General features: G+C 42.2%; 19 protein-coding genes and 2 pseudogenes. 10 read left to right on the plus strand and 11 right to left on the minus strand.

Features of this window, described 5'->3' with window-relative positions; all coding sequences use genetic code 11:
• Positions 1 to 21 precede the first annotated feature (21 nt).
• Positions 22 to 1,356 carry a dihydrolipoamide acetyltransferase family protein gene (locus HT574_RS08470; RefSeq protein ID WP_175244247.1) on the plus strand — a complete coding sequence of 445 codons (1,335 nt, stop codon included), beginning with the start codon at positions 22 to 24 and terminating at the stop codon, positions 1,354 to 1,356.
• Positions 1,357 to 1,572: 216 nt separating this feature from the next.
• Here HT574_RS08470 and HT574_RS08475 read toward each other — a convergent pair whose 3' ends face one another.
• Positions 1,573 to 1,758, minus strand: a complete 186-nt coding sequence (locus HT574_RS08475) for a hypothetical protein (RefSeq protein ID WP_175244248.1) — start codon at positions 1,756 to 1,758, stop codon at positions 1,573 to 1,575.
• Between the two features lie 225 nt (positions 1,759 to 1,983).
• On the opposite strand from HT574_RS08475, the gene HT574_RS08480 reads away from it, so the two are divergent.
• Positions 1,984 to 2,481, plus strand: coding sequence for a L,D-transpeptidase family protein (locus HT574_RS08480; protein WP_175244249.1), 498 nt, complete (start codon positions 1,984 to 1,986; stop codon positions 2,479 to 2,481).
• 508 nt (positions 2,482 to 2,989) lie between these two features.
• Here the strand turns inward: HT574_RS08480 and HT574_RS19890 are convergent.
• Both HT574_RS19890 and HT574_RS08485 read right to left on the minus strand, forming a co-directional pair.
• A pseudogene (locus HT574_RS19890) lies at positions 2,990 to 3,112 on the minus strand (carbohydrate ABC transporter permease); the annotation flags it as partial.
• 121 nt (positions 3,113 to 3,233) lie between these two features.
• Positions 3,234 to 5,639 carry a hypothetical protein gene (locus HT574_RS08485; protein WP_175244250.1) on the minus strand — a complete coding sequence of 802 codons (2,406 nt, stop codon included), beginning with the start codon at positions 5,637 to 5,639 and terminating at the stop codon, positions 3,234 to 3,236.
• A 198-nt stretch (positions 5,640 to 5,837) separates the two neighbouring features.
• Between HT574_RS08485 and HT574_RS08490 the strand changes: the two genes are divergently transcribed.
• Complete coding sequence (locus HT574_RS08490; RefSeq protein ID WP_175244251.1) at positions 5,838 to 6,473, plus strand: BMQ_0737 family morphogenetic spore coat protein; 636 nt, start codon at positions 5,838 to 5,840, stop codon at positions 6,471 to 6,473.
• Between the two features lie 105 nt (positions 6,474 to 6,578).
• Positions 6,579 to 7,163: a hypothetical protein gene (locus tag HT574_RS08495; protein WP_175244252.1), complete on the plus strand. Its 585-nt coding sequence runs from the start codon at positions 6,579 to 6,581 to the stop codon at positions 7,161 to 7,163.
• Between the two features lie 197 nt (positions 7,164 to 7,360).
• Here the strand turns inward: HT574_RS08495 and HT574_RS08500 are convergent, their stop codons facing one another.
• Both HT574_RS08500 and HT574_RS08505 read right to left on the minus strand, forming a co-directional pair.
• The gene (locus tag HT574_RS08500) at positions 7,361 to 7,813 is read right to left on the minus strand and encodes a hypothetical protein (protein WP_017437792.1); all 453 of its coding nucleotides are present in this window, start codon (positions 7,811 to 7,813) and stop codon (positions 7,361 to 7,363) included.
• 1,019 nt (positions 7,814 to 8,832) lie between these two features.
• Positions 8,833 to 9,480: an exosporium glycoprotein BclB-related protein gene (locus HT574_RS08505; protein WP_175244253.1), complete on the minus strand. Its 648-nt coding sequence runs from the start codon at positions 9,478 to 9,480 to the stop codon at positions 8,833 to 8,835.
• A 748-nt stretch (positions 9,481 to 10,228) separates the two neighbouring features.
• Between HT574_RS08505 and HT574_RS08510 the strand changes: the two genes are divergently transcribed.
• Positions 10,229 to 10,630 carry an IDEAL domain-containing protein gene (locus HT574_RS08510; protein WP_175244254.1) on the plus strand — a complete coding sequence of 134 codons (402 nt, stop codon included), beginning with the start codon at positions 10,229 to 10,231 and terminating at the stop codon, positions 10,628 to 10,630.
• Between the two features lie 968 nt (positions 10,631 to 11,598).
• Here the strand turns inward: HT574_RS08510 and HT574_RS08515 are convergent.
• The 4 genes from HT574_RS08515 to HT574_RS08530 form a co-directional block, all read right to left on the minus strand.
• A complete protein-coding gene (locus HT574_RS08515; RefSeq protein WP_175244255.1) occupies positions 11,599 to 11,910 on the minus strand; it encodes a cupin domain-containing protein in 312 nt (103 codons plus the stop codon).
• A 36-nt stretch (positions 11,911 to 11,946) separates the two neighbouring features.
• The gene (locus tag HT574_RS08520) at positions 11,947 to 14,229 is read right to left on the minus strand and encodes a nitric-oxide reductase large subunit (protein ID WP_175244256.1); all 2,283 of its coding nucleotides are present in this window, start codon (positions 14,227 to 14,229) and stop codon (positions 11,947 to 11,949) included.
• A 302-nt stretch (positions 14,230 to 14,531) separates the two neighbouring features.
• Positions 14,532 to 14,987 (minus strand): CBO0543 family protein, encoded by a 456-nt coding sequence (locus HT574_RS08525; RefSeq protein WP_175244257.1) that lies wholly within the window; start codon positions 14,985 to 14,987, stop codon positions 14,532 to 14,534.
• Complete coding sequence (locus tag HT574_RS08530) at positions 14,914 to 16,065, minus strand: DUF2515 domain-containing protein (RefSeq protein WP_175244258.1); 1,152 nt, start codon at positions 16,063 to 16,065, stop codon at positions 14,914 to 14,916. Before HT574_RS08530 ends, HT574_RS08525 begins: the two co-directional genes overlap by 74 nt.
• 79 nt (positions 16,066 to 16,144) lie before the next feature.
• On the opposite strand from HT574_RS08530, the gene shc reads away from it, so the two are divergent.
• Positions 16,145 to 18,031: a squalene--hopene cyclase gene (gene shc, locus HT574_RS08535; RefSeq protein ID WP_175244259.1), complete on the plus strand. Its 1,887-nt coding sequence runs from the start codon at positions 16,145 to 16,147 to the stop codon at positions 18,029 to 18,031.
• Between the two features lie 47 nt (positions 18,032 to 18,078).
• Here the strand turns inward: shc and HT574_RS08540 are convergent, their stop codons facing one another.
• Entirely contained in the window at positions 18,079 to 20,721 is a 2,643-nt protein-coding gene (locus HT574_RS08540) for a phosphoenolpyruvate synthase (protein ID WP_175244260.1), read from the minus strand.
• 745 nt (positions 20,722 to 21,466) lie between these two features.
• On the opposite strand from HT574_RS08540, the gene HT574_RS08545 reads away from it, so the two are divergent.
• Positions 21,467 to 21,757 (plus strand): 4a-hydroxytetrahydrobiopterin dehydratase, encoded by a 291-nt coding sequence (locus tag HT574_RS08545; protein WP_175244261.1) that lies wholly within the window; start codon positions 21,467 to 21,469, stop codon positions 21,755 to 21,757.
• A 19-nt stretch (positions 21,758 to 21,776) separates the two neighbouring features.
• On the plus strand, positions 21,777 to 22,256 hold the full coding sequence (locus HT574_RS20485) for an SDR family NAD(P)-dependent oxidoreductase (protein ID WP_375154095.1): 480 nt from the start codon (positions 21,777 to 21,779) through the stop codon (positions 22,254 to 22,256).
• Here HT574_RS20485 and HT574_RS08555 read toward each other — a convergent pair.
• Positions 22,195 to 23,115 (minus strand): annotated as a pseudogene (locus HT574_RS08555) (RNA-guided endonuclease InsQ/TnpB family protein); the annotation flags it as partial. The gene HT574_RS20485 and the pseudogene HT574_RS08555 sit on opposite strands and share 62 nt — an antisense overlap.
• A 474-nt stretch (positions 23,116 to 23,589) precedes the next feature.
• Here HT574_RS08555 and HT574_RS08560 point away from each other — a divergent pair.
• Both HT574_RS08560 and murQ read left to right on the plus strand, forming a co-directional pair.
• The gene (locus HT574_RS08560; protein WP_175244262.1) at positions 23,590 to 24,447 is read left to right on the plus strand and encodes a MurR/RpiR family transcriptional regulator; all 858 of its coding nucleotides are present in this window, start codon (positions 23,590 to 23,592) and stop codon (positions 24,445 to 24,447) included.
• 117 nt (positions 24,448 to 24,564) lie between these two features.
• The gene (murQ, locus tag HT574_RS08565; RefSeq protein WP_175244263.1) at positions 24,565 to 25,449 is read left to right on the plus strand and encodes an N-acetylmuramic acid 6-phosphate etherase; all 885 of its coding nucleotides are present in this window, start codon (positions 24,565 to 24,567) and stop codon (positions 25,447 to 25,449) included.
• Positions 25,450 to 25,477: the final 28 nt, after the last annotated feature.

A 25,477-nucleotide genomic window follows, 5' to 3' on the forward strand; every position in this document is an offset into this window, starting at 1 on the left:
TTTCCAATACAGGAGGTAGCCATGTTAATCGAAGTGAATTTGCCTCGACTATCCGATACGCATGATAAAAGTTTGATCACCTTCTGGCACGTTTCAGAAGGTGATTCCGTAGAAAAAAACGATACGCTCGTTGAAGTGCAAACAGAAAAAGCTGTTTCAGAAATTGAAGCTCCGGAGTCAGGCGTTGTAAAAGAAATCCGAAAAAAAAGAGGTGAAACTGCCGCGGTTGGAGATGTATTGGCCATCATTGAAACAGCATCTTCCACAGAGGAACAACCAAAAGTGGCACAAGAGATTCCGGTGGAGAGAAAAGCTACTCCGCGTGTAAAAAAATTAGCAAAAGAACTCGGGGTCGATTGGCGCCTTGTCACTCCGACTGGACCTAACGGCAAAGTGACGGAAGAAGACGTCCGAAACGCGGCAAAACAAGGCGAAAACGAAAAACAGTCAAACCGGTTTGTCAAAGCAGCACCATCCGTGCGCAAATTCGCACGAGAACACAATGTGAACCTTGATGAGGTGACACCAACCGGGCCGAACGGAAGAATACTAAAAAGCGATGTTGAGGCTGTCATTGCCAAACGAAAATCAGAACAAACAGAAGCGGAGAAAGAAGCGGCAGCCAGCAAGGAACCAACGAAAAAAGAGACTATCACACAAAGTCAACGAAGAATCCCGCTTACTGGCATTCGAAAAGTGATTGCAAACGCCATGGTTCATTCAAAATCGGTGATCCCGCATGTGACTCATTTTGATGAGGCCAATGTAACAAATCTTGTGTCCCATCGTCAAAGAGTAAAACCATTTGCGGATGAAGAGGGAATTAAACTCACCTATTTAGCTTATGTAGTCAAAGCATTAACAGCTGTATTGAAAAAATACCCGATGTTAAATGCTTCATTGGACGATGAACGAGAAGAAATTATCTTAAAAGATGAATATCATATCGGCTTTGCCGCCGACACCAACCGCGGCCTTGTCGTTCCGGTGATTCAACACGCAGATCAAAAGTCGTTATTTCAAATCGCCAAAGAGATCCAGGAACTTTCAACAAAAGCAAGAGATGGTTCCATTAAAGCGGATGAAATGACAGGATCTACGTGTACGATATCGAACATCGGATCAGCGAATGGTTCCTGGTTTACGCCGATTATCCATCATCCAGAGTCATGTATTTTAGGAATCGGCAGAATTGAGAAGAAACCTATTGTGGTCAATGATTCGATTGAAATCGCTTCGATGATGGCTTTATCACTCAGCTATGACCATCGGTTAATCGATGGCGTTTTAGCGCAAAAAGCTTTAAATGAACTGAAAAAATATTTAAGCGAACCGGATTTGTTATTTGTAATATAAAAATCTCGTCAAACAGGATGATTTTCTTTTGTCGTAGGCGAATACAAGCAAGGGCCTTGGGAAATCCCCAGGGTTCTTGTTTGCTTTTTGAACGTGTTGCAAAACGCATAACGAATGCATAAATGCACATAAAAAATCCCCCATATTGCATCAAAGAATGAATAAGAGTCTGTTTTCCGTGATATCAACGGGAACAGACTCTAAATGTGGATGAGATCAAAAGCTTGGATATCTTTCTATTTCACCATATTGTTGAGCCAACACATCAATGGTATCACATAGCCGTTCAATCGCTTTTTTGAGTTCATTAGCAGGCAGTCCGGCAAAACTTAAGCGGATATATTGATTCGGTACGTGTGTCGGAAAGCAGGCGTTTCTTGGCAGAAAAGAAATCTGTTTCATATGCGTAGTTCTAAAAGAATATCTGCATGGACATTGTAAAAGATTTGTCGAAGCAAGAAGAAGTCAAGAGCTTTTATAACGAATGAAAACAACAAAAATTGATGGACTCATCAATAATGCCGGTTTTGATTTATACAGGGAATTTTTTGTTTTATGATATCATACCCTTTACTAAACCACTGCTCATGCTTCCAAAAGACGGAAAGAGGAGGAGCCTCCTGCCCTATGTATAAACATATTGTAAAACAAGGAGAAACCATCTTTTCTATTGCGATGGATTATCGTATCTCCGTGCAAGCTTTGTTAAATGCCAATCATTTAACCATATTTTCTCGTCTCGTTCCCGGTCAGGCGATTATGATTCCTCATCTTCCTGCAAAAGGCTCAATTCCATATACCATCCATATTTCTGTCGGCCGCCGGCAGTTAACATTAAAAAGGAAGGGAAACATCGTTCATACGTATCCGATTGGTGTTGGAAAAATCGTGACGGCAACACCTGTCGGCGACTTTATCATTGTCAATCGCCAACCGAATCCCGGCGGGCCGTTTGGCGCTATGTGGCTAAGTTTATCGAAGATTCATTATGGCATTCACGGCACCAATAATCCATCTTCCATTGGAAAATATGTATCAAAAGGATGTATCCGAATGCACAACAAAGACGTCCTACAATTAGCCTCGATGGTGCCAAACGGCACAGAAGTTTTCATCCGGCCATAACATCAAGAGATGTTGCAAACAAATATTTTTTAATGGTTATAAAATAGGGGATGTTCACTTTCAACAATATGTCGTACAACTTTTGGGACTATATACGGTGAGAGTGGGGCACGTCCTTTCTTTATCTGTTGAAATTTACAGCACACAAATTTGTATGTATCCATTGCAAATACGACCGGAATTGTAACAGTTTTGCCGGAAATGGAACCCGTAGACCCAAGAGGATCAAGCGTTACGAGAAGCGAAAAAATGAATTCGTGGCTTAGGGAAGGAGAACGCAAAGCTATGAGCATCTTCGCCAAAAACTGAAGTAATCAATGATGTATGAAAAGATATACTAGCCATTGACTTCCTTGTAAGAGAATGAAAGTGTCAACACCTTCATTCTCTTACAAGGCAGGCAAGCAAAGCGCGGTAGAAAAATCTCTATTTTTTTGACATAATACTATATCATCGCGAAAAGGAAATAGTTATTTTTATAACTGGATGAGGGAAATTGCAGATGTGTTCATTTCATACCGGAAATTGTATAGCTTTCAATAATATATTTTTGGAAGAACATGAAAATAACGATAATCGGAACAACCATAAAAGTCGACCCAGCCATTTGTAAAGCAAAGTTGCCGCCATTAGTGGTAGATGATGGAGCAAATAAAAGTTCAGAAAAGGAGTCATGATTCGCTGAATCTCCCTATACCAAACGGAGAATGCGATGTATAAGAGGACGGAGGATTTGTTCCCCGTCCTCTTGTTCATTCAAATATTTTTACCTTTTTTAACAACGAAAAAAGCCCTCGCTTTTTGTTTTCTAAGTCTTCTTCAATCGATTTATCTTCCTCTTTAAGAAAGGTTATTTCATTTCTTGAAACCGTGTCTTGTGTTTTGGAAGCTGTTTTTGCTGGTTCATCATGATAGGTCAGTTCTGCTAACGGATTTAGGGGTGTTGCTTGAATTTCTTTGTCAGAAGAACTATTTATTTCCATATCCAATGTTTCCTGTACATTCTCCACCATAATGGAAGCAGTGGTACTTTCTGCTGGAGATGATACATTTGTTTCGTCCTTTTTCATGAAATGCTCATCTTCTGTTTCTTGATTTTCGGATTTCATCTCTTCAAGAATTTCATGGCTATCAATGTTTTCGTTTTCTTCTTCTTGAACAGCAGTGTGATCTATCATATCATAATGAATTTCTTCTTCAATATCATAATGGATTTCTTCTTCAGTTTGTTTGGACATAGCCTGATGTGTTATCCATTGCTCAGATACCTTTTCCTCCATACATTTGGATGTTATTGGCTCTTCTTCTGTTGTGTCCCTTAGTTCAGTAGTTGATTTAGGTATATCCAATGTGAGGAGCTGGGTGTCTGAATGGTCATCTTCAGTGGCTGTGTATAATTGTGTTGGTGTTACTGGATTGGGAGATTTGTCATCATCCTCTCCCGGCTGTTTATCTCGAAATGGTTGGCGAGTGTTTTGGGGTTCAATTCGTACATGTTTAATCTGGCTGAATCTCTGAGGATATACATTGGACGTTTGTGAATTTAATTGATTTTGGCCTTTCTTTTTAACTGGGGATATAACAATCTGTTGCTTTGTTTCATCAATGAATTCCTGTAATTTTAGAAAGCTATTTGTAAATGAAGTTGTAACTGGATTTTTTTGCGAAGGAGTTATTTCTTTTGGTTTCTCTTCTACATGGGGAGTTTCTTGTTGTGTTGTTAACAGCTGTACTAATTGTGATAGTATTTCTTTCATTTCGTTCATTTCTGGATTTGACGAATCCCCTCTTTTCTGATCCATTCTTTCTGTTAACTCTGAAAGCTGTTTCGATATTTTCTCTATTTCTTTCGAAAACCGAACGGTCTTTTCAAGAATAGCTTCCATTTCAATTTGTTGATGTAAAATATTCTTTTGTAAAACCAACAAATCCTTTTGTTTCTCTCTATCAATTTCTGACAACTTTTCTTCGATGACACGGAATTTTTTTGTTAATGTGCGGACTTCTTCTCTCAAATCTTCTGTTTCTAGTTTTTGTGTAAATAAAATATTTTTCAACTCTTCAAAGTCTCTCAAAACCTTATCACTGTTTTCCTTCAAAAAATCATAATCTTTTTCCATAGTCTTGATCCTTTCTACCCAAGATGTGAATGATTCTAATTCTGATTTGAACGACAGATACTCATTCATAAGAGCGCGATGGGAAGAGAGTTCCCTCTCCAGTGACCGTGTTTTTTCCTTCATGATCTCTTTTTCTTTTTCCAGTTCAGCTTGCCTTTGTTTCGAAGCAGCTGCATCCTTTAATAAGGATTGGATTTTTTCTTCATTTACCTCCACTTTTTTCTGAAGAATCAAATTTTCACTTCTTACTTCTTCAATCTCATCATGCAATAAGCAATTTTCCTTTTTTGTTTCCTCTAACTCTGTTGATAAACGGTCAATCTCATGATTTTGAGTGGAAATCGTTTCTTTATAATCATGGCATTTCTCTTGGAGCTGGGTGTTTTCGTTTGTTAACTGTTCCATTCTTTGTTTATAGTTAGATAAGTCACTTAATAAGGATTGGATTTTTTCTTCATTTGCTTCCTCTTTTTTCTGAAGAATCAAATTTTCATTTCTTACTTCTTCAATCTCATTATGCAATAAGCGATTTTCCTTTTTTGTTTCCTCTAACTCTGTTAATAAGCGGTCAATCTTATGGTTTTGAGTGGAAATCGTTTCTTTATAATCATGGCATTTCTCTTGGAGCTGGGTGTTTTCGTTGGTTAACTGTTCCATTCTTTGTTTATAGTTAGATAAGTCACTTAATAAGGATTGGATTTTTTCTTCATTTGTCTCCACTTTTTTCTGAAGAATCAAATTTTCATTTCTTACTTCTTCAATCTCATTATGCAATAAGCGATTTTCCTTTTTTGTTTCCTCTAACTCTGTTAATAAGCGGTCAATCTCATGGTTTTGAGTGGAAATCGTTTCTTCATAATCATGGCATTTCTCTTGGAGCTGGGCGTTTTCGTTTGTTAACTGTTCCATTTGTTCTTGAAGATGGTTCGATTGTTGATCGGATTGAAACGAAGCAAGCATGGTTTTGTACTTTTCCAGTTCTGATTTGAGGTGGATAATTTTTTGTTCCAATTGGATGCTTCTATGCTCTTCGTTCACGGCCTCACCACCTTTTTGGTGATCTTTAACATGGAAAATGCCCATTCTTTAACAATTATATGCAAGATCCTAATAAAGATTGACATAGAAAACCATTTGCATACGCTGAGAAAATTGGGCGCTGATACTATCACTCTTGTTGGCAAATTACATAGTATAGAGTAGCCTGAAAAAAATGAATGAAAGGAAGGTTATTTGATGCCGATTAACTTAGAGCAATTTGCTCAACAATTTAGTCCTGAGTGTATTCAAGTTTGTAAAGTATACGACTGGACCACGAATGTAGTGTCGCTCACACAAGATATCACATTTACTTTCCCTGCTGGTTCTCTTACTGGTATCACCGTTACTCAAGTCAATTGTTCAATAAGTCTTTTAGAATGTGCTGAAGACGGTCCACGCCGTGATATCGAATGTATGGTAGGAGATCAAACAGTTACGCTGCAAGCTGTTACATTAAGCAAAACCATTCAAGTTGTTTTAGAGGCAATTGGAACCAATGCAGCTGGCGCACAAGTGACTGTATTAAGTAATCCGGTACTGATTACAGCAAGTGAAGAAGTGATTCTTTGCGCACCAGAAGGCACAACAGTATGTTGTAATCAAACACAAAATGATTTCAACATTTGCCGAGTGGGGGCATTTACACAAACTGGAGATACCATTACTGCGACAGTTTCATTAAGAATTTGTCAAAGTATTGTCGTCACATTTGAAGTCATTTTAGAAGTGGCAGCGAGATTTTGCCAACCTCGTCCAGAAATTATTTGCGAGGAAGAATGTCCAGTCGATGTATTTCCACCGCAATGTCCAACTATATTCCCAGTTATGTAAAAAAGGAGCTACAACTCCTATCCATTTAAAAAAGAGGAGATTTACTCCTCTTTTTTCATACATATAACATTGAAAGAAGTCTTTATTTTCACAAGGAGGGGGAAGATGAGCGATCATCTGCTTTTGGAAGTAGAAAAAAAAGTTCGTACGTTGGAACGGGACATTCAGGCAGTCAAGCAAACATTGAACGAAATAAAAAAAGCGAAAGAGCAGGGGAAAGGCATTCCTCATATAAGTGTTATTTCTTATTTTACGTATTCGTTATTATTGCCGAAAACGGCAGAGCAAAAGGGAACCGTCGTCGGAAATTTTGTCATTCACAATACCGGTTCCGTTCCTCTTGAAAATCCTTTCATATGTCTAAAGGTGATGCCAAAAGAACGGGTGATATTGTCCGCTAAGCTTGGAGAGGATGTCCAATATGATCGTCGTTTGAATCCATTAGTGATGGAACCGTGGCAATATATTGATGAAAATGCGGATAAAATCGTGGAGGAAAAAGGAGAATTCTGGTTAAAGCCTGTCCACATTTCAAAAATCGAGGCTGGACAGAAATTATCTTTCTCCAATTTTCAGTTAAAGTTTGATATTAGAGAAGAACAAATGACTTATAAAGTGGAAGGGTTTTTTTATTGCAAACAACTTCCAAATGGGGTTCGGGCTTTAAACAATATTGTCATTCATGTGTAACGAAAATGATTTGATCGAAATTGGAAATGTTCATAGAAAAATGAAGACGGGAGAAGCGAATTCATTTCCTAAATAACGGAAAAATGAATCATGGAATGAATACAATGTTAGTGAAGGTAAAATGACATGTTTTTCATTAGATAAGGAAGGCTGACTCAATCTCTACTTTTGCCCTGTTTGAGTCAGCCATTGTTTATTTATGCTTCTCGAACGACAAGAGCATTTAATGCACGAGTTTCTGCACTATAAGTAATACCAGCTATAGCTGCAACGTTTATAACGACACGGTAAACGTGTGTTCCGACGCCTGGTACGTCTACCCAAGTAAGGTTCGGATATAAAGTAACCGTAGCAGCATCAGTTATTTGAGTGTCTATATCGAGCTGAGCCAAATCTACGAATGCTCCTCCATTTGTAGACCGCTGTAGAATATAAGTAGCACCTGTTACGTTAGTTGTTACTCCTGCGTTAGCGGATGTAATTGCTAATTCAACCATGGAATCTAATTTTACCTCATCCCCGCTAAGCGTAGCGATTGGCTCAAGAGTAAGCACTACATTTGGATTAGTAGCAGCTGTGAGCGTTTGAGGGGTTGCTGATTGTGTAAAAAACAATCGCGGAAATAAGCCTCCATTGCATAAGCAAGCCATAATATTATCATCCTTTCAAATCAAATATTTTTTGTTTTCGTACTACTGTATTAAATGACAAACGCAGAGAAAATGTTTCGGATGAACAACTATTCTTTCGCCCATTTTTGAATTCTATAGTGTGATAAATGGGAGAATTATCTAGAAATGATTGTTATGATGCTAGTTTAAAAAGTAGGCACACCAAATAGAGACGTTATCATAAAACGAATTGCATGGAGGGAATGGCCAGAGGAGAAACGTTTTGACAGAGAATTAAAACGATAAATTTAACTTTCTTCTCATTCTTATGAGAAGTAGGAAAGGAGTTGATTAGTTATCATCTTCTTGATTATTACTGTCTGAAGTTTTATGGGTTATAGACTTTTGGTAAGCCAACTTCTGTTTTTGGCAATTAAAAAATGTATGAAATGGCAAATAAGAATATTCAATGATCTGTATAAAATTTCATGCCTATTGTCGCTTGACATGGAGCCTCTGTGGGAATGCTTTCTGGCAAGGGGCAAGCCACAGGACTTTGCAAGGCATATAAGCCTATCATACCCGCCACTCCATGTAAAGCGGTGAATATGCAATAAATTATGCATATCCTTAATTGTTAAACACTACAATTCTTAATTGCCACTAACAGCCCAACTTCTCCCGTTTTACGCAGCCTTTACTTGGTGTAACCAACATAATATTGATTTCTAAGAAAGGCATGCCACTCATGCACGAAATATTTCTTAATAAATATCTATTAAACATTTTACTTCCCATAGATGGTGTTGCAAAACTATAGTAAAAACTCAAAATTGTGCAGTTCATCCTTTCAAAGTGGACTTTTTCGAATGGCTAGTATGTCTTTGAAGGAACAACACTATAGCAAAGCTAGGAATCGATTTTGGCGTTGCAGAAAGCACATATTGCTTGCAATTGTTGCACCTTGGTGTAAAATCGGGAAAACAAAAAGATATCCTCATCATGAGGATATCTCCCTTTTGTGTCGACTAGGTCGTGGGCTATTTAAATTATTTAAATTAACTGATGGCAACACCAGCACTTGCAAAACCAGTAAGGACACCGATATTAGTTGGACCAGGTGGTGTAGTAGTTGGATTTAAAGAAAAAACCATTAATAGTTTGTCACCTGCAGCTACCGGGAATGAGGCCGTAACAGTACCAGCTGCAGTATTGCCAACGGTAACTACAGGGCCGAAGTCTGGTACTAAATTTACAAAAACGCCTGTTGGAGTAAAGGTGTTGCTAGTTGCAGGTGCTATCCATAGTTCGGCTCTGACTGTACCAGCTGCAGCTAAAGTTATATCCACTGTAGCACTAAAGAATGCAGATATGGATGTGATTGTTCCGGTGCGAGGAACCACGAATGCGAAGTCAGGAATGTTCGTGGCACCGACACCTAGAGTTAGTGTTCCTGCACCAAGATCAACAGTTGGCGCAGAACTTCCGAATCCAACGATAGCTCCAGTATTAACTGTTACACCTGCAACATCAGTTCTAGTCAGTACAACAGGAGTTGTTCCAGATGCATACGGAATGATAGCACCAGCACCTGGAGGTCCTGCTGGTTCAGGTCCAAGTACTGTTATCGCTTGCGCATTAGTACAGCCACATCTTACCCTTGGTCTATTGTCACTATTACATTTTTCTTCCCAATGTTTTGACAATAAATTTCACCTCTCTTAACTAGGATGCTTTAATATATGAGCAGGATAATAAGTTTGATTAGACAAGAGTTGTAGGTTAAATGCTTGAATTTCCAAAATTAGTCGATTGAATATTCGGAGAGTAAGATAACCAAAAGGAGGTATTCCCTTTTTCTCTTGTAGATTTTTCAGTTCAGAATGTGTAATAAAACGCATAAAAGGAGTAAAAAATCTATTACTTTGGAAATCATATACATTGACCAGCCAATTTTTTTTCGTTTCGCCAATCAATCCTCGAACTCGTGAGGAGCGAAAAGATGCCTATGGTCGGTCGATTCCTCAGTATCTAAAGACAGTATTATTGGGAAAATGTCCGTTTCGTTTCCGCAACACGATTGAACAGGTATTCAATAGACAAAGAATAACGGACTAGAACAGCCACGTTGGGTATGGGTTAACTGCTATTTACTGCATGTACAATTACGCATATTTATGCAAAATTTTGAGTTTTTACTATAGTTTGCAACACCATCCTCCGTATTTAAACTGATTCATTTAAAAACACTTAATCTATTTACCCTAGTATAATCATCCATTTTAAATCGATCTGGAAGTTCACTGTAGACGTTCGCATGATTTCGCTTTAAAGAAAAAGAAAATTAAGCAATGTCGACGATATCGTTTGATTTTCTATAAACAAAATGTAATAATTTTTGTTACAGAAGAACATGTCTTTTTTAAAAGAACACTTTAAGTGGTGGTGAATTCAATGGATGCGATAAATCATTCACCAGTGGAAGTAGGGGATTGGGTAAAAGGGAAAACAAAAAATGGAGAATTGATATACGGTTATGTTGAAACAGTAAATTCATTGCAAGGAACTGTCAAAATAAAGGTAATGGATTGTGATAATGAGCAAATCATTGGAAAAACGGTTGAAACACTGAAACATTGGGTGAAAAAACTGCCGATCTCGACTTTTGATAATGAGGAGGCGATTAAGGCATTAATTGATTTGGCTTTATTAACCAAGGATGAAAGCTGGTTTATGGAATTGTCCGCTAAATTAAAATCGATAAGACAAGTTGCAAAAGAAAGCGAAATGAAGAATACCACTCATCCTTCTTTTAAAAATGGATTGGGAACATGCGGCATGAAAGATGAATGTTAAAAAATACTCATGATGCGCACCAAGAGCGACAAGCGTAATGTTATTCATTTAAATCAGGTTAAAAAAATGAAAACAAGATGAACATAATCGGCTAACACGAAAAAACGCCTCATCTGTTTCGTTTTCGACGATCCATCGTGGAAACTCCATAGAGCTTGTTTCAATAACCCTTTATCTGCTAAAGCAGAGAAATCTCGTGTATATGAAGGTGCTCTTGCATGGGAAATCTTTCTTCATGTGGGATGACATTTTCATTTGAATGAGATTTCTTGTGCAAGAGCTAGAGCTATTTTACGTTTTTATATAGGGCTGTCAGAAATTAGATTGCATTTCCTGCAAAAAATTTTAAGAAATCAATTTAATTCGCCTAAATATATCGACAAATCTAGATATATATAAATATATGTGTGTTTTCGCCATAAAGTGTCTTTTCTCTTTTATGGTTAACAGGTGGTGCTGATCTAGGAGATATTCTCCAAGGTGGATAGTTCGTTAAGAGCGGAAAGCTGGTTCTGTTACGTAGTGATGTAGAGAATGGGTTACCTTATTGATATACATTCGATGCTTCTGAAAGATGGGCGTGTCCTCCGCCTTTGGGCGGTGAAATGAAGAGGGGGCTGAATCCCAAAAAAGTTTGGGAGCAGCCCCTTGAGTGTTACGATTGCTTTAGCACAAAGGCAGTCGATTTCCTTTTAATTGGTTTATGCAGAGAGAAGGATTTCCTGGAACGGTTCATTTTTGTTTTCCATTCTCCAAAAAAGATCATGATTCATCGATGTAAATTGATGCCTTGTTTGATGGCTTTTTTTCAATGCTCAAATCAATTCTCCAAAGGAGAATGAGAAATCGAAAGCGATTTATCCGATGTTCTCTGTTTTTCTTTTTTGCTTTCGGGTGCCTGGATATGGATAGCTTATTTCTTCAGCCACCTGTTTCATTTGCTTCCGATCCTCCGTTTATTGCCTGTTTTACGGCTTAAAAATAGAATGGGCCGCTGGACTGGGGGTGAGCACCAGTATAACCAGGCTTTCCTCTAAGGCTTTGAGCGAGTGCTCTACGTTTTTTTCCAGGCTGACCAGATCTCCCGCTTGCAATATCACTTCTTCATTTGCGGAAAACTGGATTCGACCCTGAAGTACAAACACGAGAATATCGCTGGTTGTCTTATGTTTTTCCAATACCTTGCCTGGAGGAAAGGAAAATTGGACTACTTTTGATACGCCGTTATCCAAAATAGGCTTTGCAAATTGTTCTTCGAATTTTAATGGATATACCTTCACTTGAATTCTCTCCTTAACGGTCGGGTCTGCGGATGGTTATTTTGCATGAGTCTCGTTTTCCTCGGCATATTGCAATGGTTCATTAGTGAGAGACCAGCCGGTTTTGAGACCAAGGATAAACCAGCCAAGCACCAGAGCACCAATTGCAAAAATGGTGTCACCAATCACCCGCAGCCATACGAAGTTGTGAATGATCTCCTGCGACATGAACTCGGCTGAACGTGCATACCACATACCGTGCTGCACGCTTGCCCATGTCTGCATCAGACCAATCGGAAGCAGGCTTAATAGAACCATTAAGGCCAGTCCGATATTGATCGCCCAAAACGAGAAAGAAAGAGCCTTTGTTTTCCACTTGCGTCGTTTGGTCAATCCCCGCAAGCAAAACAGCATGAGCCCAATTCCCAACATGCCGTATACCCCGAACAGCGCCGTATGTCCATGTACTGGCGTGGTGTTAAGCCCTTGCATGTAATAAAGCGCAATCGGGGGATTGATAAAGAATCCGAACAATCCAGCACCTACAAGGTTCCAAAAAGCAACCGCTATAAAATAGTAAATCGGCCACTTGTAAGCCGCTACCCAAGGACGGGCGCGGGAAAGGGTCAAATTCTCGTACGCTTCGAATCCGACTAGTACTAACGGAACGACCTCAAGTGCACTGAAAGTAGCACCGAAGGCTAACACACCGATCGGAGTTCCGCTGAAGTATAAATGGTGGAACGTGCCGATAATTCCGCCAAACAGAAAGATAATCGTCGAAAAAAGAACCGAAGTGGTAGCCGTTGATATTCGCAGCAACCCCATACGTGTGAACAGGAATGCGATCACCACGGTCGCAAATACTTCAAAGAATCCTTCTACCCACAGGTGCACCACCCACCAACGCCAGTACTCGGCAATGGCAAGATGTGTATGTTGCCCCCACAAGAGTCCCGGAATATAAAACACCGGGATCGCAGTGGAAGAGATCAAAAACAGAATAAGCAAGTGCCTGTCGTCTTTTGCCTTCCTTAGCGCAGGCCAAATCCCTCGTACCATCAGGAACAGCCAGAGGAAAAGTCCGACAGTCAGGAACAACTGCCAGAATCGGCCAAGATCCGTATACTCATACCCCTGGTGCCCAAACCAGAAGTTTGTGTCCAACCCGAGACGCTGCCGTACGGCAAACCACTGGCCGGCCATGGAACCGACAACGATAATCAGCAAACACACAAAGAGAACATTAACAAAAAATCGTTGGTATTTCGGTTCATGGCCGGAGACCGCCGGAGCCACAAACAACCCGGTGGCAATCCAGGCAGTAGCAATCCATAAGATCCCTAATTGAGTATGCCATGTACGTGTTATCGAATAAGGCAACCATTCTGCAAGCGGTATTCCGTAGAAACCGGTTCCTTCCACTTGGTAATGTGCCGTAACCGCTCCCAGGCCAACCTGAATCACCCACAAAGCGGCGACTACCCAGAAATACTTGAGTGTTGCTTTCATGGAAGGTGTGGGTGACAAGGCAAGCAACGGGTCTTTTTTAGGATAAGTCTCCTCCAATTCGACGTGTTTTTGTTTGGCATAATACCAAGCCAAAGCTCCAATGCCGGCCAATAGCAGAACAAAGCTGACTACAGACCAGACGACCATAGAGCCGGTCGCCACATTACCGATTAAAGGTTCATGCGGCCAATTGTTCGTGTACGTGATGTCGCTGCCTGGACGATTGGTCGCACAGGCCCAAGTTGTCCAGAACAAAAAAGCGTTAAGGGCTTTCATCCGCTCTGGATCTTTGATGGTCCCGCGAGGGATCGCATATTTATCACGCAAATCATCCAGTTTTGGATCGTTGCCAAATAAAGCAGAGTAATGCTGGCTGATGGCTGTAATTGCCTGAGCGCGTAAAGGGGAGACCACCAAATCTCCCGTGTCCGGTTGATAAGTATTCGTTCTGATTTCTTTTTTCAATCTAGTTCGCAGCATCGCTTTGCTTTCCTCATCCAGCTCGTCGTAAGATTTTCCAAATTGATCTGCCGCATATTTGTTCAAAATCCACATAGCTTCCCGATGCAGCCAGTCGGCATTCCAGTCTGGTGCCACATATGCACCATGCCCCCAGACTGATCCAACCTCCTGCCCGCCCATTGACTGCCAAACGTTTTGGCCTTCCTTAATCTCCTTGTCGGTAAACAGGACGGTACCCGTACTGGTCACTACTCGTTTAGGAATAGGCGGCATCGTTTGATAAATTTCCCCTCCATAATACCCTAGGATTGCGAATGAAATGACGAATACGAGTGTTAAGCTGATCCAAAGACGAGTAAGCCGCATGATTAGACCCCTTTCTGTTTTATATTAGTAGTAACAGATGTTTAAAAATAGTTTAGGCTGTATCACCTTCCTTTATTCAAAATTGGCATAATCACAATACATAACAGAAGGTTTCGTTTCAGATGTGGTTAGTATTTTCTATACATAACGTAATAGGAACAATGAGATATCTAGACAGAAAGGAGAGATCATTCGTAAACAATTAGTAGGAACAGTTAATCGTATAGTTTAAAAGTCAATTTTTCTTAACAAAAGGATTGCCGACGAAGATGCGGCAATCCTTTTGTTGATATCCATCGCCTCTAGTGCAAGTTTACCCAGCGATAAAACCTCCAGACCATCGCCATAAACAGCGAATACCCAACAAACGAATATAGGTGTTTCCATTCGGAGCTGTGGACAAACCATCCTATGGTCTCCGCCTGTTTTTCGATCCATGTCATGAACAGGCTCATTGTGATGAGAAACAATCCTCGTGGCCATGGGCGCAGCCTTGCCATGACGTAAAGAAAAAAAGTGACAAAGAGCGGCAGGCCGATTAAAGTAAAGGAAAGATCAATCGAAAAAATGGCTGGGAACGGCCGATGCGGAAAATGGTACCATCCATTTCCGACAAAATAAAGGTCTAAATATGTTCCAATCCATGAGGCAAAGAAAAGCGTAGAAATATAGGCAGGAGCGCGTTTAGTGCGAAGGAAAGAAGGTGTTTTTGGCGATGATCGCCAGCTCCATTTTTTCGAGCGTTTCACAATAGGCATGGGTAATCTCTCCATTTATTTGTTCGTTTGATTTCACAAGGTATTCCACAACATGCCAATCATCAAACCAATCGCCGGGCTCCGCTTTTTCATGGACAACATTTTTCCATGCATATAGGAGTCGCGGGCTGTAAATTCGGGGCACCCCCGGCTGTATTTGACAATCTTTAATCCGCCGGCGGTACGGTTGCCTTGGGGCCAATTCCCAAACATCATTGAACAGATGGGGCCAATAATCTTTCCTTGTCCCGGTATGGGGGTGAAGCGAAGCCCAGCGGAACACCCTTTCCAATGTGTCGCCGTTTTGAAACAGCAACGAGTATAGCCGCTTTCCTAATAAAATCCGTTCATGCAGCGAATGGAATTGATGGAGCGTTTGACCGATGAGAACGGTATTTCCTTGTTGATCCTCGTACGGAAACAAAATATGGTTTAAGCTGAGAAAGTCTTGCAGTTTGAATTCGATGGTATGGAAGACGCTTTTTTGAAAAACGGGGTTTTGGATAACCCGTTTTTCCAAATAATTTTGCTCGTTAATGACCAGGGCAATGGCAAGAATATAAGGATCGCCGCGGCGCCAAAAATGGTTCCAAATCGTTTCCATAAAAGTCGATACGTGAAGCATCGGAAGAAGGTAAAACAGCGGCTTTCCCCGTTTTTTGCTTTCTTCATACAGCAAAAATTGCGGATAGATATCTTGAAAAATAAGCCAGTTTCCGCGTTCCAAAAAGGAGAAGAAAGATTGCCGTTCCTCCTCGGTTAATAAATACAACAGCAGTTCCCCTTTTAAATCCGTCATATTCCAGCCGCCGTTTCTCGATACCATATGTCCTAAAAAAGCCCAGTGAATTTCGGGGTGGCGCTTGTAAAAGTCCAGGTATGCCGCTGTTCTTGTGACATTATTTTCGTTTTTCTCCTTTGTCCGGGCTGCTATTTGCTGCACGAGCCGTTTTTCTTCCATGGTTAGATTGGACTCTTTTACAATATGGCTCATCCCTTTCCTCTTTTTCTTTAATTCATTTTTGATGTCAAGAAGCGCCGGGGAGAGGGAAGGAGTTTTCTTTTTTGCCCAAAACATGCGAACCACTCCTTCTGCGAATCGTTTTGCCGGTGCGGGAATAAGTATTAGAGGGGGATTATTATGCTACTAGGAAGGGATGGCGAGTGTGACATACAGCATCTCGGGCGAACTTAGCAGACTTGTGGCGACGGTGAAACGGGAGCAAGCTCCCGATGGATCGTGGCGCTACCCATTTGAAACTGGCATTTCTACCGATGCTTATATGATCATCTTATTACGCACGTTGGAAATAAATGATGAAGATCTGATTCGGAAACTGGTGGAACGCATCGAAAGCAGGCAGGAGGGCAATGGGGCGTGGAAGCTTTTTTACGATGAAGGGGAAGGGAATGTCACCGCGACAGTGGAGGCGTATTATGCTCTTTTATATTCCGGGTATCGAAAGAAGACGGATCCGCATATGCAAGCGGCGAAACAGCGAATTTTAGAAATGGGCGGAATCGAAAAGGTACATATGTTTGCAAAGTTTATGTTGGCTATGACTGGGCAATATCGCTGGCCGAGGTTTTTTCCGATTCCTGTTGAATTTTTGCTGCTTCCGTCTTCATTTCCGCTTCATTTTTTTGATATTTCCGTGTATGGGCGGGCCAACCTCACACCGCTGCTCATCTTGACCGATAACAAATATTATCGAAAAACACGAAAAAGCCCTGACCTTTCCGATTTGTTTCTATCGCGGGCCGATCACGGCGAAAAATGGGGACTGCGGGCCGATCGTCTGTTTCTTTCGTATCTCAAACAATCGCTCATCGGGCTGCCAGGACAGATTCACGCCGTTGCGAAACAGCGCGCCGTCCAATATATGCTGCAGCGTTTGGAAGCGGATGGAACGTTTTATAGCTATTTTAGCTCGACGTTTCTGATGATTTTTGCGTTATTGTCGCTGGGATATCCGAAGGATCATCCTATCATTGTCAAAGCGATCAATGGACTCAAAACGTTTCGTTGTTCCATCAATGGATATACGCATATGCAATATACGACGGCAACGGTTTGGAATACCGCTTTAGCCAGTTACGCTTTGCAGGAGGCGGGCGTACCACCGTCCGATGCCGCCATCGAAAAGGCAAACCGCTATCTTCTTTCCCGCCAGCATTACCGGTACGGAGATTGGGCGGTGCACAACCCTTACAGTTTGCCGGGGGGATGGGGATTTTCCAACATAAATACGATCAATCCTGATGTGGATGATACGACTGCTTCGTTGCGGGCGATTTACCGCCAGGCGTCCAAAAAGACTTTGTTTCGCCACGCATGGGACAGAGGCCTTCATTGGTTGCTTTCCATGCAAAATGATGATGGGGGATACGGAGCATTTGAGAAAAACGTCAATAAACGTCTGTTTCATTATGTTCCCATTCAAGGTGCGGAGTTTTTATTGACAGACCCATCGACAGCAGACTTAACGGGAAGGACGCTGGAATTTTTGGGAACGTTTGCGAATTTGACGAAAGATCATCCAGCTATCGCGCGCGGGGTCGAGTGGTTGATCGACCATCAAGAAAAAAACGGATCATGGTATGGCCGATGGGGGATTTGTTATATATACGGTACATGGGCGGCGGTAACCGGAATGATCGCTGCCGGTGTTCCCCCGACGCATCATGCCATCCAAAAGGCGGCAAAATGGCTATTAAGCATTCAAAACAGCGATGGCGGGTGGGGAGAGTCGTGTAAAAGCGACAGCACAAAAACGTACGTACCATTGCGGGCAAGCACTGCCACTCATACCGCCTGGGCCCTAGATGCCTTGATCGCTGTCTTTGATCAACCAATTCCGGCAATTCAAACCGGGATTCAATTTCTGCTTCAATCTATCAAAAAAGAGGATTGGACAGCTTCGTATCCGACAGGTCAGGGGATGGCTGGCGGATTTTATATTCGCTATCACAGTTACCGCCGTGTATTTCCGTTGTTAACATTAAGTCACTATGAAAAGAAGTTTGGGTCGCTTCCGACGTGAAAATAGGAGGGAGTGGGAGAGGATAACCTCTCCTATTTTCGCTTGCTTCATCCTACGTGATGCTCATTTTCATCACTTAAAATCACCACAAATCCTTGGTTTCCGTCTACACGAATCATTTGCCCATCTTTGATTTTCTTGGTGGCATCATTCACTCCCACCACAGCTGGGATTCCGTATTCCCGAGCCACAACGGCACCGTGCGTCATCAGTCCGCCCACCTCTGTAACCAATGCTTTGGCTGATTGAAATAAAGGAGTCCAACCGGGATCGGTATGAGGAGCAACAAGAATTTCTCCTTCATTGAGATGGGCTTCTTCCGGTTTCAAGACGATCCGGGCCTTACCTTCAACTACTCCAGCGGAAACCGGACTTCCAACAAGAGCACCTTCGGGGAGCTCTCCTTTCCTAGGGGAACCTGTTACAATTTCTCCTTCACTCGTCATTACTCTAGGTGGTTTCAATGTTTGGTGCCATTCATATTTTTCTTTGCGGTCAGCAACAAGTGAGGAGACATTTTGTTTAAACTCTCCTTTTGAGAGTTGAATCAACTCGTCAAGAGTCAAAAAAAACACATCTTCTGTTTGCTGTAGAACCTCTTTTTTTACCAGTTCTTCTGCTTCAGCCATAATAGCTTTTTTGCATTCATCCAAAATTAAAGTAAGCAGATATTTGGGATGCTCCCGAAGCCCGCCCATATGGCGGTATACCTCAATAAGACGTTTGAGCCATTTGGACTTAAGACCTCGACGTCCAACATGATCCATAATGCGCTGTATAGCTTCTTGGGCTTCCTGTTCACCTTGAATGAACTTTTGCCGATGTTCCCTTGGCTTCACACTGCGTATGTGTCCCAAGATGGCAGGGACGAGTTGGGTAGGAGCTTCACGCCAGCGCGGCCTTGTCAGGTCAATTTCACCTGGGCATCTATGTCCGTATTTGGCAATAAAATCTTCAAAACTTCGTTTAAATCTCTCTCCCCCGCGTACATTTAAGAGCCCTTCAAAGAAAGTCTGATTATTCGCATGTTTCAGATACTCCTTCACTTCTGGCAGTTCCCGAACCAGATCGGCCAAATCGCCAATCTGCAGGCCCATCTCGCTGGTGATATTGCCAGGGAGGGATTTATTTATTTGATACAGTTCTTTGTCATCCCCGATCCAACGAATAAGTGCTCTCTTTAACAAGAGGAATGAGATTGGGAAACAAATAACGTAAGGAAAGATGTTCTGTAACATCGCCTTTCCGAAGGTGCTTAATTGATGTTGAACCGTTTCCAGGCGTTCAGCCCCGCTTACACCCTGCAAATCTTTTCTGACCTCTGTCCATTTTTTCTGCATGAAGCTTTCAACTTTGCTTTTCGCTGATTTCGGGTCACGCTTGAAAAGATTTTTCCATACCTCTTTTATGATCGGGGCAACGAATTGACGCGCTGACTTCACTAAACCCGGTTTAGGGGGAACTTGGAGAAACTCAGGCCGATGAATGACTTCACTGATTTCACGGCTGAGCGCTTCATCAAATAAATTTTTTAAAGCTATGGGCAGCACTTTTCTTCCCAGCTTGGTACGAAGCACTTCCGTAGGATTAACAAAAAGACGTCCCCCAGCTTCTAAAAGAACCGTTTTCGGAAAAATGGTTCGTAAGACTGAAATTCCCAATGGTTTCATGGCATCTGTCATCATTTGTACATGGCCGAATGAGAACATGACACGGAGCGGTTCTTGCGGAATGTCGGGCAGAGGATATAGCGAAGTGATCGGCCGGCTTTGCACAATAAAAATCTCTCCGTTTTCCATACAGAACTCAATATCCTGTGGCGAGCCAAAATGTTTCTCAATTTTTTTTCCCAGTTCAGCCAAACGCAAAATTTGGCTGTCCGTCAGGGCTTGTTTGGTCTGTTGATCCGGAGGCAAGTCTTTTTTCACCGTACTTCCTTCAGGCAGCGAGTAAATCGCTATTTTCTTTTCCGATACGTTTTTGTGAATGATTTTACCGGCTTTCACTTTGTATAAATCCGCCGAAACCATTCCGGATACGATGGCTTCTCCCAATCCGAAGCTGGCGTCAATGGAGACCACCTTACGATTTCCACTCACAGGATCAGCAGTGAACATGATGCCTGCGATTTCCGGGTTCACCATCCGTTGCACCACGACAGACAAGTAGACCTGACGATGATCAAACCCATTTTTTGCCCGATAGGAAATGGCACGGTCTGTAAACAAAGACGCCCAACATTTTCGAATATGTTGAAGCAGTTCCTCCTGCCCCTTAATATTCAAATAGGTATCCTGCTGCCCAGCAAACGAGGCGGTAGGCAGATCTTCAGCCGTTGCACTGGAACGGACGGCATAAGCATACTCTTCCCCGACTGATTTCCAGGCAAGAATAATTTCATTTCTCAACGGAGCAGGGATCTCTAGCTGACGCAAGTGGGTACGAATACGCTCTCCCAAATTCCGCAATTGATTTAAATCATTCGGGTCCATTGCATTTAGTTCATCTAACAGAGAATTCATTTCGGGACTGGTAGCGATAAAGTCTTGATAAGCCAGTGTTGTAATACAGAATCCACCGGGTACCGGGAAACCTGCCTTACTCAGTTCACCCAAGTTCGCTCCCTTTCCTCCAACATAAGGAAGACAGGAACGATCCACTTGTTCAAAAAATAATACATATGATCGCATTGGTTGGTCCCCTTTCTCTTGTCTTTTTTCGCTGTAATGTACAAATAAATTAAATATTTTTACATATCGTTAGATTAGAACACCAACTAGGGACTGGGTGATCATGTTCTCTTTTTCTCATTTATTGAAAAAATCTCTTTAAGCTCATTCTAATACAAATTTTTACAAACGTAAAGTGAGTACTCACTTTATTTTGGGGTGAGAGTTATTCCATCCAATGCACGGGAAGCCGTTCATCTTTTCGGGCTGAAATGATTCATCAATGAAACAGATCTGGAGATTAAGGGACATTATACGAATACAGCTGGATACACACCGATCCAGTTTTCGGGTTGAGTCATATCCCACGTGCTTTAAATATTAGGTAAAAGAGAATCAATAGTGGGAAAAGGAAAAACGATGATCCACTCTTTATCGAGGTTTAAAATGGGGATTTTTGCGTTTTGTATCCCCTGGAGTGGTAAATCCGCGAAAAAACGATGGGCCCCTTACTCACATTTCACAACCTTTAGACAAAAGGTAGGATTTTTTTCGATTGTTGTCAAATTAGTTAAAGGGAAATTACGCTACCGCATGAGCATTTACATTCATGCCATTTATTAAGCGTGTAATGGACATGAAGTAACTGTAATTTTCATAGCAGATCGATGAGTTTGTGTCAGTAGATGGACGTTCCTTAAGCTTTACACCGGTGTGTAATGGTTGTTATCCATTCTGAACTACAAAATCAGGGGAGGCAAATGGTATGCGATTAACCGATGAGGAAGTGCAATTCTTTTTACAAGAGATGGAAGGTTGGAAACTGGTGGAGGAGCGGTGGATTGCGAAAAAGTATCGCTTCCAGGATTATTTGCAAGGAATCGAATTCGTGCGGCAAATTGCGGCAATTTCAGAAGAAGCAAATCATCATCCGTTCATTTCTATCGATTATAAGCTCATCACAGTGAAAATTTCATCTTGGCGGGCGAAAGGGCTGACGAAGCTCGATTTTGAAATGGCAAAAAGATATGACGAAGTTTATGAAAAAATGAAATGAGAAATGCAGGGGGAGAAACATGGTCAAAGGTCAAGTGGCGCTTGTCACCGGCGCGACGCGCGGGATCGGTTATGAAATTGCGAAAACATTTGCGGAAAACGGGGCCAAGGTGGTTTTAGCCGACATGAACCTCTCCCACCTTCATTCCATGAAGAGGCGGGAGTTTCTTACCATCTCCACCAAAGAAGCTTCTGCGCGGAAGAAGGTGGTCTTCTTCCACTCGATGAATGCATCGGAAGCCTTCTGGATGGGTCAAGTAAAATATCGACTTTGCACCGATGGGGCGGTCCAACCCTTCTACTACTTCTTGCTTACGCAATCCGTAGATACGTCAGATTCGTTTGTACGTTCCAATGCACAAAGGTACCATGCAGCGCCTTGCTTAATATATTTTTCGCGCCATGAATGTCCCGATGTTCTTCATACCCACACCGGCACACAAACAGGCGGGAAGACACTTTTTGTCTCTTTTGGCAGACAGGACATGTCTGACTTGTAAACGACTCCTCGATTTCATGCAAGCGAATGCCATGTGGAGCCAGCTTATAAGCGAGATACTGCTTCACTTTCCCGAATGACCAATTCGAGAGCTTTTGCGCTTGTTTGCGGCTCGTACGTTTTTTCTTTCTCGTGTTCCGCTCTACTCCTTCGACGTTTCCGATATACACATCGGAGGCGGATTGCTTCAAACACCAGTCGACAAACTGTTTCGTCGTTTTATGCAGCGCATCCCGCAGTTGCCTTTCCGATTTCGATAACACGTATTGTTTCGCCCGTTCATATTTTTTCCATCGGCGTGATCCTTTTTGACATTTCGATTGGCGCCGCTGAATCTCCGCCAGTTTTTTATTCCGCAGCCGGTGAAGGGAGCGTATCTTTCTTCCCGTGATGAGGAGGGCTTGTCCGTTTTCGCAAAACGCGCCGATGGTGTGTACTTCCCCAAGATCGACTCCAACTGTTTTCCCCGGTTTATACGCTTTTTCCTTTTGTCCATCTTCATACGTCACGGCCAAATAAAGACCTTGATCAAAGCAGCATTCGATTTCTTTGATGGTTCCCTTTGGCAGATGCGACGCATACACGACAATTGGCTTTTCCCGTTTTCCATGATTGAATGCCCATGGAGAGTTCGATTTTTCCGTTTTCGTAAACCTTGAAACCGTTTTTCGCCCATTTCGTTGGGAAGTACTTCTTTTTCTTGTAGGGATAACGGGCAGCATGTCCTTGTTGAATCGCGTGGTGTGCGGCTTGTCTTGCGAAGAGGTATTTGTGGCAGACCGCTTGAATCGATTGGCTGTGAAGATGGAACTTCCTTTTCGTTTGTTTTTGCAGCTCGCTTTTAGTGATCCAGCACCCATGCTGGAGGAAGTGTTCTTTGGCTAAGCGGAGGCATTCATTCCAAACACGGGCGGATTCCCGATTGCAGGCGTACAAGCGATCCAAATCCGATTTCGTTGCCTGAAAAAACACTTTTTGGCCACGAAGCATGAGCATTCCCTTCTTTCTTTGCCTGATAGGATAGTTCCATTATAGCACATATGTTCGTTTTTGGGGATCAAAGACTTCCTGATTCATCTCCCTCCTTCACTCCGTTTGGAGGAAGGGAGACTTTTCGGGAAAAATATTAAAATTTTTTTAAAATAAAAAAATAAGTTAATATCGCTAAATAAATGAACAGGAAAAAATACGAAATATCAACCTCCACAATCCCCCAATCGCATTTAACGGTTTTTCTAAGTATATACTTTAGCAACGCGTGCTGCTTTTACTTGATGGGGATGCATGATAACATTAAATTAAATGTTGGCAGACAGAGAGGAAGAGGAATAGTGATGAAGCAATTGAGCATTTTAGCGAAAATCGAAAATCAAATGGAACGATTTTCACCAGCAGAAAAAAAGATTGCTGCGTATATTGTGGAACATGCGGAGCTTGTGCCGAATATGACGACAAAAGAATTGTCACGAAACGCCGGAGCAAGCGAGGCGAGCGTCGTGCGCTTTTGCAAAACGATCGGCATCGGCAGCTTTACGGCGCTAAAGCTGGCGCTCGTCCGCGAACTGACGATCGCCGATATGAATATCAATGATTTTTCCGTTATTGAAAAGCAAGATGCGCCGTATGACTTGTTCAATAAAGTCACGTATGTCAATAAAGCGGCTATTGAGGCTACGACGACGACCATTGATAAACGCGAATTGGAAAAAGCGGCGGAAGCAATCGTCAATGCGGGTAAAATTTTGTTTTACGGGGTCGGCGGTTCCGCCGCTTCGGCCATGGATGCCTGCTATAAATTTACGAAACTCGGTTATGTATCGGTGATGTCTCCAGATTTTCACACGATGCTTCCGCTTGCCGCCAATTTAAAAGAAGGGGATGTGTTTGTCGCCATTTCCACCTCAGGAAGGACAAAGGATGTGCTGGAAATTTCACGGTTTGCGAAAAAACAACATGCCACGGTGATCGCCATCACCAAGCTTGATCCTTCCTCCCCATTATATAAAGAAGCCGATATTAAATTATGCCTCCCCGATGTCGAACAAGACCATCGCATCGGAAGCATGGCATCGAGAATGACGCAGCTGAACGTAATTGATGCGCTTTATTTAATCACTTTCCATAAAGTGGGCAGCCGCGTAATCGAAAAATTCCATGAAACACGAGAAGAAGTGGTGCGCTTAAGAAGGTAGAAAAGGCGAGGGTGCAAACTCGCTTTTATTTTTTCGTCATAGATTGATATTTTATTTCATAATTATATAATAAAATGGAGAAATAAAATTTCATAACCAAACAAGAAGGTGACGAGATTGCTAGAACATCTAACAACTGAACAGTGCAATGCGAAAACGAAAAACTTGGATGAAATGACAACGAAGGAAATTCTGCAAGTGATGAACGAAGAAGACCAGACTGTCGCTTTGGCGGTCTCCAAACAATTAGACCAAATTGAAAAACTGGTGCAAAAAGTCATCGCATCGTTTCAACGAGGAGGCAGGCTGATTTATATCGGTGCGGGGACGAGCGGCCGCCTTGGCATTTTGGATGCAGTAGAATGTCCGCCGACGTTTGGGACCGATCCAGACATGGTACAAGGAATTATCGCCGGTGGATTGGAAGCGCTCACAAACGCCGTTGAAGGGGCGGAAGATGATGAGGGGTTGGCAGTCCGCGATCTACAAAAGGTTTCGTTGACGGACAAAGACGTTGTCGTTGGCATTGCTGCGAGCGGGCGCACGCCGTATGTGATTGGCGCCCTTCGCTACGCGAAACAAATCGGTGCGACAACGGGCAGCATCGCCTGCAATAAAGGGGCGGAAATAAGCAAATATGCCGACGTTAGCATTGAAGTCGAAACGGGACCGGAAGTATTGACCGGATCGACCCGTCTAAAAGCGGGAACGGCGCAAAAAATGGTGCTCAACATGATTTCGACCGCTTCGATGATCGGAATCGGAAAAGTGTATAAAAACTTGATGGTGGATGTCCAGGCAACGAATGGGAAGCTGAAAGAGCGAGCAAAGCGAATTATTATGGAAGCGACAGGCGCGGATGCGAATACGGCGGCGCGCTATTATATGGCAGCGCATGGAAACGTCAAAACGGCGATCGTGATGATTTTGTTGCAATGTAGCTATGAGGAGGCAAAAGAGCGCCTGCAAAAAGCAAATGGTTTTGTGCGCAAAGCGCTTTAAATAATAAATAAATAAAGGGGAGAGGAGA

This window comes from Parageobacillus sp. VR-IP (genome assembly GCF_013357975.1).
Taxonomy (GTDB): Bacteria; Bacillota; Bacilli; order Bacillales; family Anoxybacillaceae; genus Saccharococcus; species Saccharococcus caldoxylosilyticus.

Bases quoted from the DNA above. Each gene is read 5' to 3' on its own strand.
- HT574_RS08525 (WP_175244257.1), bottom strand. From the start codon at position 14,987: ATGCCTATTGTGAAACGCTCGAAAAAATGGAGCTGGCGATCATCGCCA.
- HT574_RS08540 (WP_175244260.1), bottom strand. From the start codon at position 20,721: ATGCGATCATATGTATTATTTTTTGAACAAGTGGATCGTTCCTGTCTT.
- HT574_RS08475 (WP_175244248.1), bottom strand. From the start codon at position 1,758: ATGAAACAGATTTCTTTTCTGCCAAGAAACGCCTGCTTTCCGACACAC.
- HT574_RS20485 (WP_375154095.1), top strand. From the start codon at position 21,777: ATGGTCAAAGGTCAAGTGGCGCTTGTCACCGGCGCGACGCGCGGGATC.
- HT574_RS08510 (WP_175244254.1), top strand. From the start codon at position 10,229: ATGGATGCGATAAATCATTCACCAGTGGAAGTAGGGGATTGGGTAAAA.
- HT574_RS08545 (WP_175244261.1), top strand. From the start codon at position 21,467: ATGCGATTAACCGATGAGGAAGTGCAATTCTTTTTACAAGAGATGGAA.
- HT574_RS08480 (WP_175244249.1), top strand. From the start codon at position 1,984: ATGTATAAACATATTGTAAAACAAGGAGAAACCATCTTTTCTATTGCG.
- HT574_RS08560 (WP_175244262.1), top strand. From the start codon at position 23,590: ATGAAGCAATTGAGCATTTTAGCGAAAATCGAAAATCAAATGGAACGA.
- shc (WP_175244259.1), top strand. From the start codon at position 16,145: ATGGCGAGTGTGACATACAGCATCTCGGGCGAACTTAGCAGACTTGTG.
- HT574_RS08500 (WP_017437792.1), bottom strand. From the start codon at position 7,813: ATGGCTTGCTTATGCAATGGAGGCTTATTTCCGCGATTGTTTTTTACA.
- HT574_RS08495 (WP_175244252.1), top strand. From the start codon at position 6,579: ATGAGCGATCATCTGCTTTTGGAAGTAGAAAAAAAAGTTCGTACGTTG.
- HT574_RS08470 (WP_175244247.1), top strand. From the start codon at position 22: ATGTTAATCGAAGTGAATTTGCCTCGACTATCCGATACGCATGATAAA.
- HT574_RS08520 (WP_175244256.1), bottom strand. From the start codon at position 14,229: ATGCGGCTTACTCGTCTTTGGATCAGCTTAACACTCGTATTCGTCATT.
- HT574_RS08490 (WP_175244251.1), top strand. From the start codon at position 5,838: ATGCCGATTAACTTAGAGCAATTTGCTCAACAATTTAGTCCTGAGTGT.
- HT574_RS08530 (WP_175244258.1), bottom strand. From the start codon at position 16,065: ATGTTTTGGGCAAAAAAGAAAACTCCTTCCCTCTCCCCGGCGCTTCTT.